This is a genomic window from Leifsonia sp. NPDC102414, from assembly GCF_044765685.1.
Taxonomy (GTDB): Bacteria; Actinomycetota; Actinomycetes; order Actinomycetales; family Microbacteriaceae; genus Leifsonia.
In genome coordinates this window covers 437,085-454,926 of sequence record NZ_JBIWKN010000002.1, presented here as the reverse complement: position 1 = coordinate 454,926, position 17,842 = coordinate 437,085, and the positions used below count along the sequence as shown (strand labels likewise).

Here is a 17,842-nt window from a genome sequence, read left to right as displayed (position 1 = left end):
GACCGCATGTTTTGCACGAGCCGTGCGGCAGCTTCCATGCTCGATGGTACGTTATTGGTACTGCGTGGTACAGCGCGTGTCTAGCGGCCGGGAGGCGTCATGGAAGCGGTCGGATCGAGCCCAGTCGTGCTCGTGAACCATCTCGGCTACGACAGCGCCGCGCCGAAGGCCGCGATCGTGGCGGCCCCTGCCGGTGCCGTGGTCGAGCGGCTGCGCATCGTCTCCGCTCAGGGCGACGAGCGGGCCACAGTGGATGCGTTCCCCACCGCATCCACGCCGGAGCAGGTCCCCGGCTGGCGATCCGCCGCATACGCCAGGTTCGACTTCTCCGAGCTCACGCAGCAGGGCAGCTACCGCGCCGTCGCGACGGTCGACGGCGTCGAGGTGCGCAGTGCGCCGTTCGTGGTGGCCGAGCACCGCATCCCGTCGCTGGTGGTCTCCGACGTCACCGCGTACTTCCGGTCGCAGCGGTCGAGCGGCGAGATCGACCGCAAAGACGCAGCGGCGCGCTTCTACGGCGACGACTCCGGCCGCACCGTCGACGCGCGCGGCGGCTGGCTGGATGCGTCCGGCGACTACAGCAAGTTCCTCAGCCACCTGACGTACACGCGCATGATGAGCCCGCAGCAGATCCCGCTGTGCGCGTGGGCGCTGCTGACCGCTGGGCGGGAGTTGCGCGAGGCGCACCAGGCCTTTGAGACCAGCCAGTACCCGCGCCTCCGCGACGAGGGCCTGTTCGGGGCCGACTTCCTCGTGCGGTTCCAGTCCGACGATGGCTATTTCTACACCGGCATCTTCGACGCGCTCACCAAGGACCTCGACGAGCGTGTGATCAACGCGCCCCTGCAAGATAGCGTCCGTACCCAGCGGTGGCAGGCGGCGTACCGCCACGGCGGAGGGCTCGCCATCGCCGCGCTCGCGCTGGCGTCGACCCAGGATGCGTCAGGCGACGTCGACGCCGACACCTATTTCGCCTCGGCCGTGCGCGGCTTCGAGCACCTCGAGGCGCACAACGCGGAGTACCTGTTCGACGGCCAGGAGTCGGCGCTCGACGACTACTGCGCCCTGCTCGCCGCGGCCGAGCTGGCGGACGCCGCCGCGGCGCGCGGCGCGGACGCCGGCGCGTTCCTGGACGCGGCCGCCCGTCGCGCCGACGCGTTGACCGCCCGCGTGCGCCGCGACGGAAGCGGCGCTGCCTACCTGGTGGGCGATGTGGATGGGCGCCCGTACTTCCACGCGGCGGAGTCCGGCCTGCCGGTGGTCGCCCTCCTCCGCTACGCCGACGTGATCGAACAGCGAGCAGGCGCCGCCGCCACGACAACGGCCACGGACGCGACCGCAGCCGCCGCCCGCGCCACCGCCATCGACCTCATCCGCGGCACCATCGCCCGAGTGGATGCGGTCCCCAACCCGTTCGGCTACCTGCGGCAGCGGGTCCAGCCGGTGGGCGGGGAACCTCGGGACGCCTTCTTCTTCCCGCACGAGAACGAGACCGGCTACTGGTGGCAGGGTGAGAACGCCGGGATCTCGTCCGTCGCGTATGCGGCGAGCCGAGCATCCATCGTCCCCGAGTGCGACGACGCCACCCGTGAGCGGCTGCGCCGCCTGGCCGCCGACCTCACATCGTGGGTCGGCGGCCTGAACCCGTTCGACTCGTGCATGATCCAGGGGCGAGGCCGCAACACCGTCGAATACTCCGGCGTCTACCAGAACAGTCCTGGCGGCATCGTCAACGGGATCACCGGCGGCTGGACGGACGAGGACGACATCGCGTTCCTCCCCGCCGACGCATCGGACGGCAACGAGTGGCGCTGGGCCGAGCAGTGGATCCCGCACTCGGCGTGGTTCCTGCTGGCCGTCTGCGCGCAGCGCTGACTACGGGGCCGGAGCGGGGGCTGCTGCGGGCGCCGATTCATCGAGCAGCGGCGCCGGGTCCTCTTCGGAGAAGTCCATCACCGGCGGCTTGCGGCGGAATCCGCCGGTGATGATCGCGAGGATCAGCACGCCCACCAGCACCCAGATGCCGCCGGCGATGAAGGTCGTGGTCGAGAGGCTGGTCCACAGCCAGACCGTGAGCACGAAGCCGATCGCCGGGGCGACGATGTATGCGAGCACAGCTCGCGTGCCGCGCTCCTTGCGGTCGATGACGTAGTGCTTGATCACCGCGAGGTTCACGAAGCTGAACGCGACGAGCGCGCCGAACGAGATCACGGACGCGGCGATGTCGAGCGGGAGGAACAGTGCTCCGCCGAGCCCGACGACGCCGACGACGATCACCGCGAGCCACGGCGTCTTGAAGCGGGCATGCACCACCCCGAACACGCGGCGGGGGAGCTGGCCGTCGCGTCCCATCGCGTACAGGATGCGGGCCACGCTCGCCTGGGACGTCATCGCCGAGGCGAAGCTGCCGGCGATGTATGCCGCCGTGAAGAAGGTGAACAGCGCCGTTCCTCCGATGCGGGTCATCACATCCAGTGGTGCGGAGTCGAGGTCGGTGAAGTTCTTGTAGTCGGGGAAGACCAGCCCGGCCACGTATGCGGTGACGATGAAGAGCAGGCCGCCGGCGAGCGTGCACAGCAGGATCGCCCTCGGGATGGACTTCCTGGCGTCCTTGGCCTCCTCGGACAGGGTGGACACCGCGTCGAAGCCGAGGAAGGCGAGGGCGAGGATGGCCGAGCCTGCCGCGATGGAGGAGAGCGGGGTGTCTGCGGAGAAGAACGGCGAGAGGAGGTCGGGGACCTGCGCTGCGCCGGTGAGGTAGGCGATGCCGGTGACGACGAACACCACGATGAAGACGATCTGCACGCCCACCAGGGCGAGGTTCGCTCCGGAGACCAGGTTGATCCCGATCACGTTCAGCACGGTCACGAGCACCACCGACGCCACGACGAAGGCCCACGCGGGCACGACGGGGAACGCCGCATTGAGGTAGATGCCGATCACCAGGTAGTTGAGCAGCGGGAGGGCGAGGTAGTCGAGCAGGAGCGTCCAGCCGGTGAGGAAGCCGAGGTGGCGACCGAACGACCGCTGCGTGTACGTGTACGCCGACCCGGCGACAGGGTACGCACGCACCATGTTGGCGTAGCTGTACGCGGTGAAGAGCATGGCGATCGTCGTCACGAGGTATGCGCCAGCGAGGTGGCCGCCCGTCGTGTCCGTGACGAGGCCGTACGTCGTGAAGACGGCGAGCGGCAGCATGTACGCGAGCCCGAACAACAGGAGGGCCGGTGTGCCGAGGGCGCGCTTGAGGCGAGGCGTGGATGCGGAACCGGCTGCTGCTGCGCCGGCTTGGCTGGAGGTGCGGGTCACGGGTGTTCCCTTCGTTGCGTTCACTCGTATCGATGTGGGAAAGCGTTTACCGAGAATGTACACCTTTGGTCTGCCATTGGTTAAGCAATTTCTGAAAGTCCACGAGTGGTATGAATGAGGCGTGCGTTGGGCCAGCGGAGGGTGTCGCCTGTGATCGATGAAGCCGAGGACACGGCGGCAGCAGTCGCCGTCATCCGTCCCGACTACCCTGAGCCGCTCTGGATCCAGGCCGTCAACCTGATCAACAGGGAGATCGCCGCGGGCATCCTCAAGCCGGGGATGCGCCTGCCGCCGGAGCGCGAGCTCTGCCAGCAGCTCAGCATCTCGCGCGTCACACTGCGGAAGGCGCTCACCAAGCTGGTCGAGGACGGCGTGCTCAGCGCATCCCACGGCCGCGGCTGGTACGTGGCGGAGACCGCGCGTGCTGCCGGCACGTCGGGGACCGAGTTCCCGAACAGTCTCGAATCGTTCACGGAGACGGCCGCCAGGATGGGGCTGTCCGCCGGTTCTCTCGTGCTGCGCGCGGAGACGCGGCCTGCCACGCTCGACCAGGCGGAGGAGCTGTCCATCGCGCCGGGAACGCCGCTGTTCCACCTGGAGCGCGTGCGCCTGCTCGACAATGTGCCGATCGCGCTCGACGTCACGCGCATCCCCGCGCAGATGGCGCCGTCCCTCACCGAGGCCGACTTCGCAGAGGACTCCCTCTACGAGAAGCTGGCGGAGGCGGGCATCGAACCGCTGCGGGCGGACGCGACGATCGAGGCGCGCGAGGCGGATGCGACCGTCGCGGAGCACCTGGATCTCGTGGAGGGCAAGCCGGTGCTGGTGATGCGTCAGGTCGCGGTCGACCGCTCGGAGCGTCCCCTGTTCGTGTCGACGATCACCTACGCGGGCGACCGATACCGCCTCCGGACGTTCTTCGCACGCTCCCGCTGAGCGGGGGCACGCGGCGTCACGCCGGCGTCAGCGTCCCCAGCAGCGCCGTCACCGCGGCATCGCCCTCCCACGAGCGCGCCCAGTGCGCCCCGTCGGCGCTCGGCCCTGGGTCGCTCTCCGTCACGAGCACATGCGGCGCATCCAGGTAGCGCTCAGGGTCGACCACGAACGGCTCCGACTTCGGGTCGGGCGCGGCCCGCACGAGCAGCTGGGTGTACGGATGCACCGGGTTCAGGATGACCTCGCTCGATCCGCCGCGCTCCACAACGCGGCCGTTGCGCATCACCACGATCTGCGACGAGAAGTGTCGCGCCGTCGCGAGGTCGTGCGTGATGTACAGCACGGCGAGGTTGCGCTCCTTCTTGAGGTCGTCGAGGAGCTGCAGGATCTCCAGGCGGATCGACACGTCCAGCATCGACACCGGCTCGTCGGCGATCAGCACCTCCGGCCGAGGGGCGAGCGCCCGCGCGATGGCGATGCGCTGCCGCTGGCCGCCGGAGAGTTCGTGCGGGTACTTGGCGAGCATCGCGTCGGCAGGGCCGAGGTTCACCGAGTCGAGCAGGCGCCGCAGCTCGCGCTCCTCCTCCGCCCGGTTCTTCACGATCCCGTGGATGCGCAGGGGCCTGGCGAGCTGGTGCCGGATCGGAAGCGACGGGTTCAGCGACGAGAACGGGTCCTGGAACACCATCTGCACGCGCGAGCGGTACTGCTTGGTCGCCCTGCGCCCCTTCCCGATGGCCTCGCCGTCGAGCGTGATGTCTCCTGCGGTCGGCTCCACGAGCCTGATCAGCATCTTCGCGATGGTGGACTTGCCGCTGCCGCTCTCGCCGACCAGCGCGACGGACTCGCCAGGCCGCACCACGATCGAGACGTCGTCGACCGCCTTGAGGACCTTGTTGCGCAGGCCGGTGCCGCGGATGTCGTAGTTCTTGCGCAGGTGCAGCGCTTCGAGGGTGGTCATGCTGTGACCTCTTCTTCCCTGTCGATGTAGCGGGTGCCGGTGAGCGGCACGTCGCCGCGGAGGCTGGGGAACGAGCGCAGCAGGTGCCTGGTGTACTCGTGCGACGGGTTCTCCAGCAGCACGTCAGGGGTGTCCTGCTCGACCAGGCGGCCGGAGAGCATCACCCCGACCCTGTCGCTGATCTCCAGCAGCAGGCCGAGGTCGTGGGTGATGAAGAGCACAGCGAAGCCGAACTCGTGGCGGAGGCGGTTGATCTCCTCGAGGATGTTGCGCTGCACCACCACGTCGAGGGCGGTGGTGGGCTCGTCCATGATGATCAGGCGGGGGCGGAGGGCGAGAGCCATCGCGATCATGACGCGCTGGCGCATCCCGCCGGAGAGCTCGTGCGGGTAGCTGCGCAGCCGGTCGGCAGGGATGCCGACGGTCTGCAGCAGCTCGGCCGCGCGTTCGCGGCGCTGCTTCTTGCTGAGGCCGCTCTTGTGGTCGATGAAGACGTCCTCGATCTGCGAGCCGATGCGGTGCACGGGGTTGAGGGCGTTCATCGCGCCCTGGAAGACCATCGAGATCTCCTGCCAGCGGAACGCGCGCAGCGCTGGACCGTCGAGCGTGAGGATGTCGGTGCTTCCTCCGTCTTCTCGCTGCCACTCGATGGAGCCGCCGGTGATCTCGGCCGGCGCCTGGAGCAGCCGGGTGATCGTGTACGCCAGCGTCGACTTGCCGCAGCCGGACTCACCGGCCAGTCCGACGATCTCGCCGGGGTGGATGTCCAGGGACACCGCGTTCACGGCCCGGACGGGGGATGCGGTCTGGTAGTCGACCGTGAGGTCGCGGATGCTCAGCAGCGGGCTCGCTGACGATGCTGCGGTGTCGGTCATCAGTTGGCGCCTTTCGCCTTGCGTGCGTGCTTGACGATGGCGGCCGTGCGCAGGCGCGGGTTGATCCGCTCGTCGATGCTGAAGTTGATGAGGCCGAGCGCCGCACCCAGGATCGCGATGCAGAGGCCGGGCGGAACGAACCACCACCAGGCGCCGAGCGTGATCGCCTGAGCGTTCTGCGCGAAGAACAGGATGCTTCCCCACGACTTGCCGCCTGGCGCTCCGAGTCCGAGGAACGACAGTCCCGCCTCGGCCAGGATCGCGCCGAGGGCGCCGAACACGAACTGCGCCGCGATGATCGGCATGAGGTTCGGCAGGATCTCGCGCAGCATGATGCGCCAGTTCGACTCGCTGGCGACGCGGGCAGCGTCCACATAGTCGCGCGAGCGGACGGAGAGCGTCTGCGCCCGGAGGACGCGCGCCGCTCCCGCCCAGGAGACGAGGGCGATGACGACCGAGATCACGATGATGTCGCGCGACTCGACGTAGTCCGTGACGATGATCAGCAGCGGAAGGCCGGGGATCACCAGGAAGACGTTGCTGACGAGTGAGGACGCGTTGTCCCAGAACCCGCCGAGGAACGCGCCGCCGACGCCGAAGATCATCGAGAGGACGACCGTGATCGCCCCGGCCACGACGCCGATGACCACCGAGCCGGTGGTGCCGGCGATCACCTGGCCGAGCACATCCTGGCCGATGTTGGTGGTACCGAACAGGTGGTCGAGCGATGGCGGCTGCAGGCCGACGGGGCTCGACTGGTTCGGGTTGGGCACGAGGAACGGGGCGACGATCGCGAGCAGCGCGAAGAACGCGCAGACGCTGATGCCCACCCAGAACTTCCAGCCACGGGATGTGCGGCTCCTGCCCGTGCTGCGGCCGGCGGCCCGGAAGAAGCCGGTGCGGGGCGCTCCATCGTCGGCGAGGTCCGGCTCTGAGCCGGACAGCTCGGGGTCGGCGAGTTCTTGTTGCGTGAAGCTCATGGTGCTCTCCTAGTCCGTCGCTCGTCAGTTGGCCAGCCGCGTGCGCGGGTCGATGAAGCCGTAGACCAGGTCCACGACGAGGTTCGCCCCGAGGACGGCGAGGGTGATGACGAGGAACAGGGCCTGCATCAGGGGGTAGTCGTTGTTCTGGACGGCGGTCAGCAGGGTGAAGCCGACGCCGGGGTAGCCGAAGACGCTCTCCGTGACGACGGAGCCGTTGACGATGAAGCCGAGTGACATCGCGAACCCGGCGACAGACGGCAGCAGGGCGTTGCGCATCGCGTACGAGCCGAACACCCGGCGCGGGCGGAGACCCTTGGCGCGTGCGGTGACCACGTAGTCCTCCGCCATCGTCGACACCATCATGTTGCGGGTGCCGAGAAGCTGTCCGGAGACCGAGGCGAGCACGATCGTGATGGCGGGGAGCATCCCGTAGAGGAGCACGGAGCCGATGAACTCGGGCGTGAAGCCGGGGGTGATGGTGAAGTCGTACCCTCCGCTCACCGGGAACCAGTGCAGGATCGAGCCGAACACGTAGACGAGCACGAGCGCGAGCCAGAAGTACGGGATGGCGGAGAAGAAGGTCGAAGCGGGGAGGATCGCGTCCGTCCAGGTGCCGCGGCGCCAGCCGAGCCAGGAGCCGAAGACGATGCCGATCAGGTAGCTGATCACGGTGGCGAGTCCGACCAGGCCGACGGTCCAGGGCAGCGCCTGCATCACGACGTCGATCGCGGGGGTCGGGTAGTAGCTGACCGAGAGGCCGAAGTTGCCGGTGAAGAGGTTGCCGAGGTAGTGCACGTACTGCACGATCAGCGGGTCGTGCGTGACGCCGAACTGCAGTTCGAGCGCGTGCCGCGCCTCTGGCGGCATGGGGGCGACGCCCTGCGTCTTGGCGAGGATCACGTCGACAGGGCTGCCTTTGACGAGTCGCGGCAGCAAGAAGTTGAGGGTGATCGCGATCCAGGCCGCGATCAGATAGAAGCCGAGCTTGTTGAGGTAATAGCGCATGGGGGGTGCTTTCCGCCGGTGTCCGGGGCGGGAGGCGACCTGGACCGGCCGCCTCCCGCACGCGAGTTACTTGACTGGTTTCAGCTTCTTGGCGATGAAGCCGATGTTTCCGGACAGCCAGTTGGAGGGCGTCGCCCACAGGTTGTCGGTGGTGGGCATCCCGGTGAAGTACTGGTCGCGGTAGGTGGTGACCGCGCCGTTCTGGCTCAGGATGATGTACGGCTGGTTCTCGGCGAAGTACGTGCCGAGGGCCTGGTACGCCGCGGTGAGCTTGGCCGGGTCGTTGGTGCTTCCCGCTTCGGCGATCAGCTTGTCGACGTCCGGGTTGTCGAAGCGGACGAAGTTCGCGTTCGCCGCCTGGCCGACCGGAGCGGACTTGGCGGAGTCCAGGCTGTCGCTGAACTGCTGGAACGGGTTGGGCCCGGTCGGGATGCGGTCGTCGAGCAGGTCGAACGTCCCGTTCTGGCGAGCGGTCGAGTACGCGCCGAGCGACAGCTCCTCCGGCGTCGCCGTGACACCGATCTTGGCGAAGTCCTGCACCAGGAGCTGGTTGGCGGTGATCGTGTCCGTGTACCCGGTCACGGTCGTGATCTTGAACGCCACCGGCTTGCCGTCCTTGCCGATGAGCTTGTCACCGGAGTACGTGTATCCGGCGCCTGTCAGGATCTTCTTCGCCTGGTCGATGTTCTGGTCCAGGGTCTTGCCCTTGTACGCATCCGGGATGTACGCCTCGTCACGCGGCTGCAGCAGGCTGGTCGGATTGCCGGGGGTGTCGGTGCCGCCGAAGGCCTGCTTGATGATCGAGTCGCGGTCGATCGAGAGGCTGAGCGCCTGACGGAAGGCCACGTCGTTGAACGGCGCCTTGGTCAGGTTGGGCATCAGCGCCTTGATGTCGGCGGGGATGGACGTGTACTTGTTGTGCTTCGGGTCCTTGTCGACGAACGACTTCTGCACATCCTGCAGGGCGATGCCCGCCCAGTCGATCTGACCGGCGTTGAGGGAGTTGAGCGCCGCCGCGTTTCCGGTGGAGGTGACGAGACGGATGCCGGGGATGGCCGGCTCGCCCTTCTCGTAGTAGTCCTTGTTGGCGACGAGCGTGACCGACTGCGGCGTGAACGCGCCGAACGAGAACGCTCCGGTGCCGATCGGCTTGGTGTTGGTGGTCTTCTCCGGGTCGGCGATCGACTTCCAGATGTGCTCAGGCACGATGAAGGTCAGGCCGAGCAGGCGGTACTCGTTGGGGTAGTCGGCCTGGGTGAGGGTGATGGTGGCGTGCGTGTCGTCGACGGCCTTCGCGTCCGCGATCTTGAGACCGTAGAGGTTGAGCGACGGCTTCGACTTCAGCAGGTTGTACGTGTATGCGACATCGGCGGCGGTGAACGGCTTGCCGTCCTGCCACTTCACGCCGCTCTTGAGCGTGATCGAGTACGTGAGGCCGTCCGGGCTGACCGAGTATTTGGAGCCGAGCCAGGGCTGCGGCTTCTCGTTCTTGGCCGAGTTGAAGTAGAACAGCGGCTCGTAGACCGCGCCGAGGACCGCACCGTTCGCCCCGTAAGCCACGTCGCTCACGAAGGGGTTGAAGTTGTCGGTGAGGTTGCCGGGGCTCCCGGAATAGACGTTGATGTACCGCGAGCTCGACGAGCTGCTGGCGCCGGAGCCGGAACAGCCCGTGATGATGAGCGTGGCGGCGGCCACGGTCGCGATCGCCGCTGCGACGCGCATCCGTAACGGTTTGCGTGGTTGCACTTCACTTCTCCTCTGAATTGCCCGATGGGTGTGCTGTGGGTGGTTCATGTGGCCGGCAGTGACGAATGCCCCGATGCAGACCGTGTGTTGACGAGAGAGTACATTGCTAGACCAAGAGGTAGCAAGAGGTATTTGTTTCTGGAAGATTAACTCTGATTATGTAGACCAATCGCGTACCACCTGGTTACTATGTGGAACACGCTTCTGAAGGAGGAAATGTGATTCGTGTCGGTCTGCTCGGTTCCGGGTTCATCAGTGACACCTATGCCGACGCGCTACAGGACGTGCGCAACGCGGAGATCGTCGCCAACTATTCGCGCGACCTCTCCCGCGCCGTGGCGTTCGCGGAGAAGTGGGGTCCCATCCCGGACCAGTACGACTCGATCGAGGCGCTCTGCGCCAACCGGGACGTCGACCTCGTGGTGATCGCCCTCCCCAACGAGGTGCACGTCGAGGCGGTGCGGATCGCTGCCGCGGCGGGCAAGGGCATCGTCTGCACCAAGCCGCTCGCCCGCACCGGCGCCGAGGCGGCCGAGATCCTGCGGATCGTCACGGAGGCGGGGGTCTGGCACGGCTATGCGGAGAGCTCGGTGTTCTCGCCGAACATCGCCAAGGCGCACCAGATGGTGGCCGCAGGAGCGATCGGCGACGTGCTCACGATGCGCGCCCGCGAAGCGCACTCCGGCCCGCACGCCCCGCACTTCTGGGACGCGGAGACCGCAGGAGGCGGCGCACTCCTCGACATGGGCTGCCACACCGTCGAATCCGCCCGTCACTTCTTCGGCAAGGACAATCCCGTCACCGAGGTGTTCGCGTGGGGTGCCACCATGGCCCACGCTGACAAGACCACCGGCGAGGACACCGCCATCGCCCTGCTCAAGTTCGCGGGAGGCCAGCTCGCCCAGATCGAGTCCTCCTGGATCGAGAAGGGCGGGATGCAGCTCCGCCACGAACTCGTCGGCAGCGCAGGCCGCATCGTCACCGACACCTCGCAGACTCCGGTCTGGGGCTTCATCGAGAACCCGGCAGGCTACCTCGTCGAGAAGGCGGATGCGGAGACCGGCTGGGTGTACCCGGTGCCCGAGGAGGCGCGCGCGTACGGCTTCAGCCAGGAGATGCGCCACTTCGTCGACCGCTTCGCCGCCGGTGAGGAGCCGATCGAGACGTTCGGCGACGGCTTCATCGTCAACTGCATCCTCGACGCCTGCTACGCGTCGATGGCCTCCGGGGTGTGGGAGAAGGTGAGCTTCGAACGATGAGCGCCAACCAGCAGTTGAGCCTCGGGGATGCGGGCATCCGCGTCGACTACCCGGAGCCGCTCTGGGTGCAGGCCACGGACGCGCTGCGCGAGCAGCTCGCCTCGGAGGGGCTGCGCCCCGGATCGCGGCTCCCACCGGAGCGCGAACTCTGCCAGAACCTCGGCATCAGCAGGGTCACCCTGCGCAAGGCGCTGCAGGCCCTGGTGGAGGACGGCGTTCTCACGCCGTCGCACGGTCGCGGCTGGTACGTGGCGGGGGCGGCGGAGGACCGCAACGAGTGGCCGAACAGCCTGGAGTCGTTCAGCGAGACGGCGGACAGGATGGGGCTCGTCGCCTCCAGCCGCGTGCTGCGCTCCGAGGTCACCGCCGCGACCATCGACGAAGCGGAGCAGCTGGCCATCGCTCCCGGCACACCGCTGTTCCGGCTCGGCAGGGTCCGGATGCTCAACGAGGTGGCGATCGCGGTCGACCTGTCGCTCGTGCCCGCTTCGCTGCTGCCCGATCCTGCGCGCCACGACTTCCGCATCCACTCGCTGTACCAGGCGCTCGCCGAGGCCGGCCATCAGCTCGCGAACGCGGAGACCACGATCGAGGCCCGCGAGGCGTCCGCCGAGATCGCCGAGCAGCTGGATGTCGCGCCTGGCTCGCCGACGCTCGTCATGCACCAGCTCGTGAGCGGCCGCACCGAGCGACCGGTCCTCGCCTCCACCATCCAGTACGCGGGCGACCGCTACCGCCTGCGGACGTACTTCGCCCGCCACAACCGAACGGAGCTCCTGTGACCGACACCGCCGTCCCCCGCACCGTGCCGGCATCCGCCGGCGCCGCATCCCCCGTGGCCGCCGCCCTCGGCTCGCTCCGCGCAGAGGAGATCGAGGCGTCCCGCGGCATCCTGGTGCGTGAACGCCTGCTCGGCGAGAACACGCACGTCTCGTACTTCGGGCTGCTCGAACAGGACAAGCGCTCGCTGCTCGCCCCCGGCACCGTTCCGGAGGCGCGTCGCTTCCGCGCGATGCTCGTCGACCTCTCCTCCGGCGCGTCGCACGACGTGGTCGTCTGCCCGGCAGAGGACCGCATCGTCTCCGCCGTCGAACTCGACCTCGCAGACGGTCAGGTGCCGGTCGTGCTCGCCGAGTTCGGCCTGGTCGAGGAGATCGTGCACCAGGACGAGCGCTGGCGCGACGCGATGGCCAAGCGCGGCCTCACCGACCTCAGCACGCTGCGGGTCAACCCGCTCTCCGCCGGGGTGCTCGCGCCGGACGAACAGGGCCGCCGCATCCAGCGCTGCTTCACCTTCGTGCAGAAGACGCCGGACGATCTCGGCTGGGCGCACCCGGTGGACGGCGTGACCGTGATGGTCGACGTCGTCACCCGCGAGGTGCTCGACGTGATCGACTACGTCGAGCTGCCCGTCCCGCAGGAGGACGGCAACTTCCACCTCCCCGAGTGGGTCGGGCGGCCCGACCGGCAGGGCCTCAAGCCGATCGAGATCACTCAGCCGGAAGGCCCGAGCTTCACGCTCGACGACGACGGCGTGCTCTCCTGGGCGGGCTGGAACCTGCAGGTGTCGTTCGACCAGCGCGAGGGCCTGGTCTTCCACAACATCTCGATCGACGACGCAGGGGTGCAGCGGCCGGTCGTGTACCGCGCATCCATCGCCGAGATGATGGTGCCGTACGGCGACCCGAGCCCGCAGCGCTGGTTCCAGAACTTCTTCGACTGCGGAGAGTATCTGCTCGGCGGTTTCGCCAATTCGCTTGAGCTGGGCTGCGACTGCGTCGGCGACATCACCTACCTGGATGCGACGCTCGCCGACAACGCGGGGAACGTCCGCGTCATCCCGCAGGCCATCTGCATCCACGAGGAGGACACCGGGATCCTCTGGAAGCACTTCGACAACTGGAACGGGTCGAGCGACTCCCGCCGCAACCGCCGACTGGTGGTCTCCTTCTTCGTCACGGTCGGCAACTACGACTACGGCTTCTACTGGTACTTCTCGCTCGACGGCAGCATCGAGCTGGAGGTAAAGGCGACCGGGGTCGTGTTCACCTCCGCATACCCGGGCGATGGCTACCTCTACGCCTCGGAGCTCGCGCCCGGCCTCGGCGCCCCGTACCACCAGCACCTGTTCAGCGCACGCCTCGACATGATGGTGGACGGCCAGGACAACGCGGTGGACGAGCTGGAGGCGGTGCTCGTGCCGCGCGGCGAGAGCAACCCGACAGGCACGGGCATCACGCAGACGGTCACCCGCCTGCACACGGAGTCGGAGGCGCAGCGGCTCGCCGACAACGCCAAGAACCGGGTCTGGCTGGTGTCGAACCCCGGCGTGAAGAACCGGCTCGGCGGAAGCGTCGGCTACGTGCTCTTCCCGGAAGGCAAGCCGGTGCTGCTCGCGGACGAGCAATCGGACATCTACGCCCGCGCGACGTACGCGGCCAAGCACCTCTGGGTCACGCCGTACGAGCCGAACGAGCTGTACCCGGCGGGCGACTTCGTGAACATGCACCCCGGATGGGCAGGTCTTCCGGCCTGGACGGCCGCCGACCGGAGCGTGGACGACACCGACATCGTGCTCTGGCACACCTTCGGCCTCACCCACTTCCCTCGCATCGAGGACTGGCCGATCATGCCGGTCGACTCCGCGGGCTTCGTGCTGAAGCCGCACGGCTTCTTCGGCAGGAATCCAACGCTCGACATCCCGGCGACGGTGAGCGATCACTGCGCCCCAGGCGCAGGGCACGCCCACCACGAGCAGCACGAGCCGGAGCACGCGGCGGCAGGGCACGAGGGCACGCACGAGCAGCACGAGCACCACGAGCACCACGACAACAGCGATCACGAAGGACAGCACTGATGACCACCCCGCTCGGCGTCCAGCTCTACAGCGTCCGCGACGACATCGGCCAGGATGCGCTCCCCGCCACGCTCGCGCGCCTCGCCGCCCTCGGCTTCACGCACGCCGAACCGTACGACATCCTGAGCGACACAGAGGGGCTCGCCGCCGCGCTCGACGCCGCCGGGCTGCGTGCCACCACCGCGCACGCCAAGATCACCGAGCTGGACAGGGATGCGGTACTCGCCGCCGCCGTGCGCCTGGGCGTCGAGACGGTCATCGTGCCGTGGGTGCGCCCGGAGTCCATCGCCACGCGCGATGGCGTCGAAGCGCTCGCCGCGGCGATCAACGAGGCGTCGGCCGCAGCGGCAGCGCACGGTATCCGGGTCGGCTACCACAACCATGATTTCGAGTTCGCGCAGCACATCGACGGCGTTCCCGCCTACGAGCTGCTGGTCGGCCTGCTCGACCCGGCCGTCGTGCTGGAGCTCGACACGTACTGGGCCGCGGTCGGAGGCGCGGATGTGACAGAGCTCCTCCCTCGCCTCGGCGACCGCGTGCGCTTCCTGCACGTGAAGCACGACGACGCCAACCCGTTCGACATCGCCGACGTGATCCCCCGTGCGAGCAGCCTCGAGCTGCCGGTGGTCGAGGTCGTCGTGCACGAAGGCGACGTCTTCCCGCTGATCGAGGAGAACGCGCGCTACTTCCTCGGGCTGGTGAACGCGTGACCGGCCGGCCCACCGGCGTCGGGATCATCGGCGCCGGCAATATCTCCGACGAGTACCTGCGCTCGCTCACCACATACCCGGATGTGCTGGTCGTCGGCATCGCCGACCTCGACGTTCCCCGGGCGGAGGCGCAGGCCGCGACGTACGGCATCCCGTTCGCCGGGACAGTGGATGCGCTGCTCGCGCTCCCCGAGGTCGAGATCGTCGTCAACCTGACCATCCCCGCCGCGCACGCCGAGGTCGGCCTGAAGGCCGTCGCGGCAGGCAAGCACGTCTGGGGCGAGAAGCCGCTCACGCTCGACCTCGCAAGCGCCAGCGCGCTGCTGGATGCGGCGGAGGCCGCCGGTGTCGTGGTCGCGAACGCGCCGGACACCATCCTGGGCGAGGGCATCCAGAACGCCCACCGCCTGCTCGCGGACGGCGCCATCGGCACCCCGCAGACGCTGCTCACTCTGATGCAGGGCCCTGGCCCGGACTCCTGGCACCCTCGGCCGCAATTCCTCTTCGCGCGCGGCGCGGGCCCGCTGTTCGACATCGGTCCGTACTACGTGAGCACGATGGTCCAGCTCCTCGGGCCGGTCGAGTCGGTCGAGGCGATCGGCCAGCGTCCGCGCGCCGAGCGCGTGATCGGCTCCGGCCCGGACGCAGGTCAGTCGTTCCCGGTGGAGGTCAGCACGCACGTGAGCGTGCTCACCCGGTTCCGTTCCGGCGCTGTCGGCACGTCCATCTATAGTTTCGACTCCGCACTTCGGCGGCAGGCCTTCGAGATCACGGGCTCAGACGGTGTGCTCGAGGTCCCGGTCAGCGGCTTCGACGGCCCGACCAGGCTGCTCGCCGGCGACGATCGAGAGACCGACTGGGTGGAGCTGCCTCCGCCGGGCGCGCACCGCGAACGCGGCGTCGGCGTGCTGGAGATGGCACGTGCCATCCGGGACGGCCGCACGCCGCGGGCGAGCGGGGAGCTCGCGTACCACGCGCTCGACGTGATGCTCGCGATCGAGGAGTCCATCGAGACGGGAGGGCCGGTGCGCATCGCCAGCACGGCCGCCGCCGTCGAACCGCTCCCGGTCGACTGGGACCCCGCGGCGCGCACCGCCTCTGGGGAGCCGACAGCGGAGACGACAACAGCGGAGACGACAACAGCACTGAGGGGACCAGCATGAACGGCTACATCACTTTCGCGGAGGCGCGCGCGACCCAGGCGGAGGAGCTCGGCAGGGCGATCCCGCTGATCGCGGCGCAGCTCACCGAGCGCCAGGAGGCGGGAGAGCTGGAGGGTCCCGGGCCGGTGTTCGTCGGCATCGGCGCAAGTCTCGCCGCTGCGTGCGCTCCCGTCTGGGAGCTGCGCTCGCGCGGCATCCACTCGTGGCGGCTCGGCGCCGGCGACTTACCGATCCCGTTCCCGGAGAGCGCGCATCCCATCGTCGGCATCTCGCAGAGCGGCCGCAGCGCAGAGACGCTCGCCGTGCTCGAGTCGACGCCGCCGCAGCTCCGCCTCGCCGTCGTCAACACCGAGCCGTCGCCGATCGCCCAGCTCGCATCCACCATCTCGCTCGGCAGCCTCGCCGACAGCTACGCCTCCACGCTCGGATACACGGCCACCGTCGCCGCCCTCGGGATGCTCGCCGATGCCTGGGACGGCGGCCGCATCGACCAGGGCTGGTTCACGCTGCACGAGACGTTCGCCGCGGTGGAGGCCGACCTCACCGGGCGCGTGAGCGCCCTGGCCGAGCTGTTCCGCACGGTCCGGTCGAGCGACTTCGTCGGCGCAGGACCGGCGGTCGGTTCCGCGGAGGCCGGGGCGCTGCTGTTCCGCGAGGTCGCGCGCATCCCCGCGACCGGCATGAGCACGCGGCAGTACCTGCACGGCTCGATGGAGTCTGCGGGCGACGGCGTTCACGTCGTTTTCGGCGACAGCCGCGAGCTGGACCTGGCCACGACCCTCTCCGAGGCCGGCCACCACGTCATCCTGATCTCCGGCGAGCCTGTCGCATCCACGGAGACGCTGCACGTGGTGCAGCTGCCGAAGCTGCGTGCGTCGCAGCGAGCGGTGCTCGAAGCGCTGGTGATGCAGATCCTGGTCGGGGCCGTGGCTGCCGTGCGCGGTGTCGAGATCGAGGAGTTCGTCTTCCACAACGCCGACACCAAGGTGCCGGTGGACGCCGGCGGTGCCGCATGACGGACGTCGTCGTCGGACTGGATGCGGGCGGCACCAAGCTCGGGGTGCGCGTCGAGACGCTGGATGGCACGCGCATCGCCGACGTGTCCCTGCCGGCGGAGGACTGGAGTGCGACGCCCGCGGAGAGCGCAGCCCGGTGGCTCGTCGACCGGATGGAACGCGTGCTGGGAGGCGCCGCCGACCATCGGGTGGTCGCCGTCGGCGTCGGCGCGCAGGGCTGCGACACCGCAGAGCACTGCCGCGAGCTGGAAGAAGCGCTCGCCGCGCTCGGCTACCCGGCGCTGGTCGTGAACGACGCCGCGCTCCTCGTGCCTGCCGCCGGCCTGGATGCGGGGATCGGCGTGATCGCGGGGACGGGGTCGATCGCCGTCGGCCAGGACGCCGACGGGAGTCCGCTGTTCGCCGGGGGCTGGGGCTGGGTGCTCGGCGACGACGGAGGGGCTCCCGCGATCGTGCGCGAGGCCACCATCGCAGCCCTCGCGGCGCACGACGACGGCGCACAGGACGACGGCCTGCTGGCCGCGCTGCTGCGCGCGTTCGGCGTCGCCTCCGCGCCGGCGCTGGCCAGGGCGGTCAACGACACCCCGACCCCGGAGAACTGGGGGCCGAGGGCCGTGGCCGTGTTCGCCGCCGCCGACGCGGGGTCCGCGCTCGCTGTCGACGTGATCGGCGCGGCGGCCGACCATCTCGCCAGGCTCGTCGGGCAGCTCGTCCGCCGCGGAGCGGTCGGCGGCGCCGTCGTCACGAGCGGCAGCGTGATCGTGCACCAGCCCCGGCTGTTCGCCGCGCTGTCCGCGCGGATCGCGGCCGCGCATCCACAGCTCACCGTCGTGCTCCTCGGCGACGCGCCCGTCGCGGGAGGCGTCGCCATCGCCCGCCACGTCCACCAGCGATCGAGCCCGGAGTTGTTCATGCGACACGCCGGGGTCACCGGGGTATGACTCCGGACTCGATTCCACGAGCCACAGCCAGAGCAACAGCAAGAGCCACAGCCACAGCCACAGCCACAGCCACAGCCACAG

General features: G+C 68.9%; 15 protein-coding genes. 9 read left to right on the top strand and 6 right to left on the bottom strand.

From position 1 onward, the window contains the following. Positions 1-99: 99 nt before the first annotated feature. The gene (locus tag ACIRCZ_RS10480; RefSeq protein ID WP_055897722.1) at positions 100-1,875 is read left to right on the top strand and encodes a cellulase N-terminal Ig-like domain-containing protein; all 1,776 of its coding nucleotides are present in this window, start codon (positions 100-102) and stop codon (positions 1,873-1,875) included. Here ACIRCZ_RS10480 and ACIRCZ_RS10475 read toward each other — a convergent pair whose 3' ends face one another. Then, a complete protein-coding gene (locus tag ACIRCZ_RS10475; protein WP_055897725.1) occupies positions 1,876-3,309 on the bottom strand; it encodes an APC family permease in 1,434 nt (477 codons plus the stop codon). Between the two features lie 150 nt (positions 3,310-3,459). Between ACIRCZ_RS10475 and ACIRCZ_RS10470 the strand changes: the two genes are divergently transcribed. Beyond that, positions 3,460-4,245, top strand: a complete 786-nt coding sequence (locus ACIRCZ_RS10470; RefSeq protein ID WP_055897728.1) for a GntR family transcriptional regulator — start codon at positions 3,460-3,462, stop codon at positions 4,243-4,245. A 16-nt stretch (positions 4,246-4,261) separates the two neighbouring features. Here the strand turns inward: ACIRCZ_RS10470 and ACIRCZ_RS10465 are convergent, their stop codons facing one another. From ACIRCZ_RS10465 to ACIRCZ_RS10445, 5 genes are all read right to left on the bottom strand, one after another. After that, positions 4,262-5,206 carry an ABC transporter ATP-binding protein gene (locus ACIRCZ_RS10465; protein ID WP_055897731.1) on the bottom strand — a complete coding sequence of 315 codons (945 nt, stop codon included), beginning with the start codon at positions 5,204-5,206 and terminating at the stop codon, positions 4,262-4,264. Then, positions 5,203-6,081, bottom strand: coding sequence for an ABC transporter ATP-binding protein (locus tag ACIRCZ_RS10460; RefSeq protein WP_055897734.1), 879 nt, complete (start codon positions 6,079-6,081; stop codon positions 5,203-5,205). The genes ACIRCZ_RS10465 and ACIRCZ_RS10460 overlap by 4 nt, the downstream gene beginning before the upstream one ends. Beyond that, positions 6,081-7,061, bottom strand: a complete 981-nt coding sequence (locus ACIRCZ_RS10455) for an ABC transporter permease (RefSeq protein ID WP_055897738.1) — start codon at positions 7,059-7,061, stop codon at positions 6,081-6,083. The genes ACIRCZ_RS10460 and ACIRCZ_RS10455 overlap by 1 nt, the downstream gene beginning before the upstream one ends. Before the next feature lie 24 nt (positions 7,062-7,085). Next, positions 7,086-8,069, bottom strand: a complete 984-nt coding sequence (locus ACIRCZ_RS10450; RefSeq protein ID WP_055897742.1) for an ABC transporter permease — start codon at positions 8,067-8,069, stop codon at positions 7,086-7,088. Positions 8,070-8,135: 66 nt separating this feature from the next. Further along, on the bottom strand, positions 8,136-9,815 hold the full coding sequence (locus ACIRCZ_RS10445) for an ABC transporter substrate-binding protein (protein ID WP_402852676.1): 1,680 nt from the start codon (positions 9,813-9,815) through the stop codon (positions 8,136-8,138). A gap of 218 nt (positions 9,816-10,033) precedes the next feature. On the opposite strand from ACIRCZ_RS10445, the gene ACIRCZ_RS10440 reads away from it, so the two are divergent. From ACIRCZ_RS10440 to ACIRCZ_RS10410, 7 genes are read left to right on the top strand one after another with little or no spacing between them, the layout of a single operon-like run. Further along, positions 10,034-11,074, top strand: coding sequence for a Gfo/Idh/MocA family protein (locus ACIRCZ_RS10440; protein ID WP_402852673.1), 1,041 nt, complete (start codon positions 10,034-10,036; stop codon positions 11,072-11,074). After that, positions 11,071-11,856 carry a GntR family transcriptional regulator gene (locus ACIRCZ_RS10435; RefSeq protein WP_402852670.1) on the top strand — a complete coding sequence of 262 codons (786 nt, stop codon included), beginning with the start codon at positions 11,071-11,073 and terminating at the stop codon, positions 11,854-11,856. Before ACIRCZ_RS10440 ends, ACIRCZ_RS10435 begins: the two co-directional genes overlap by 4 nt. Continuing rightward, the gene (locus tag ACIRCZ_RS10430) at positions 11,853-13,931 is read left to right on the top strand and encodes a primary-amine oxidase (protein ID WP_402852667.1); all 2,079 of its coding nucleotides are present in this window, start codon (positions 11,853-11,855) and stop codon (positions 13,929-13,931) included. The genes ACIRCZ_RS10435 and ACIRCZ_RS10430 overlap by 4 nt, the downstream gene beginning before the upstream one ends. Next, positions 13,931-14,641 (top strand): sugar phosphate isomerase/epimerase family protein, encoded by a 711-nt coding sequence (locus tag ACIRCZ_RS10425; protein ID WP_402852664.1) that lies wholly within the window; start codon positions 13,931-13,933, stop codon positions 14,639-14,641. The genes ACIRCZ_RS10430 and ACIRCZ_RS10425 overlap by 1 nt, the downstream gene beginning before the upstream one ends. Further along, entirely contained in the window at positions 14,638-15,804 is a 1,167-nt protein-coding gene (locus tag ACIRCZ_RS10420) for a Gfo/Idh/MocA family protein (RefSeq protein WP_402852661.1), read from the top strand. The genes ACIRCZ_RS10425 and ACIRCZ_RS10420 overlap by 4 nt, the downstream gene beginning before the upstream one ends. Beyond that, positions 15,801-16,820 carry an SIS domain-containing protein gene (locus tag ACIRCZ_RS10415; protein WP_402852658.1) on the top strand — a complete coding sequence of 340 codons (1,020 nt, stop codon included), beginning with the start codon at positions 15,801-15,803 and terminating at the stop codon, positions 16,818-16,820. Before ACIRCZ_RS10420 ends, ACIRCZ_RS10415 begins: the two co-directional genes overlap by 4 nt. Next, positions 16,817-17,761, top strand: coding sequence for a BadF/BadG/BcrA/BcrD ATPase family protein (locus ACIRCZ_RS10410; protein ID WP_402852656.1), 945 nt, complete (start codon positions 16,817-16,819; stop codon positions 17,759-17,761). The genes ACIRCZ_RS10415 and ACIRCZ_RS10410 overlap by 4 nt, the downstream gene beginning before the upstream one ends. Positions 17,762-17,842 lie beyond the last annotated feature (81 nt).

Bases quoted from the DNA above. Each gene is read 5' to 3' on its own strand.
- ACIRCZ_RS10480 (WP_055897722.1), top strand. From the start codon at position 100: ATGGAAGCGGTCGGATCGAGCCCAGTCGTGCTCGTGAACCATCTCGGC.
- ACIRCZ_RS10415 (WP_402852658.1), top strand. From the start codon at position 15,801: ATGAACGGCTACATCACTTTCGCGGAGGCGCGCGCGACCCAGGCGGAG.
- ACIRCZ_RS10465 (WP_055897731.1), bottom strand. From the start codon at position 5,206: ATGACCACCCTCGAAGCGCTGCACCTGCGCAAGAACTACGACATCCGC.
- ACIRCZ_RS10435 (WP_402852670.1), top strand. From the start codon at position 11,071: ATGAGCGCCAACCAGCAGTTGAGCCTCGGGGATGCGGGCATCCGCGTC.
- ACIRCZ_RS10425 (WP_402852664.1), top strand. From the start codon at position 13,931: ATGACCACCCCGCTCGGCGTCCAGCTCTACAGCGTCCGCGACGACATC.
- ACIRCZ_RS10410 (WP_402852656.1), top strand. From the start codon at position 16,817: ATGACGGACGTCGTCGTCGGACTGGATGCGGGCGGCACCAAGCTCGGG.
- ACIRCZ_RS10455 (WP_055897738.1), bottom strand. From the start codon at position 7,061: ATGAGCTTCACGCAACAAGAACTCGCCGACCCCGAGCTGTCCGGCTCA.
- ACIRCZ_RS10460 (WP_055897734.1), bottom strand. From the start codon at position 6,081: ATGACCGACACCGCAGCATCGTCAGCGAGCCCGCTGCTGAGCATCCGC.
- ACIRCZ_RS10450 (WP_055897742.1), bottom strand. From the start codon at position 8,069: ATGCGCTATTACCTCAACAAGCTCGGCTTCTATCTGATCGCGGCCTGG.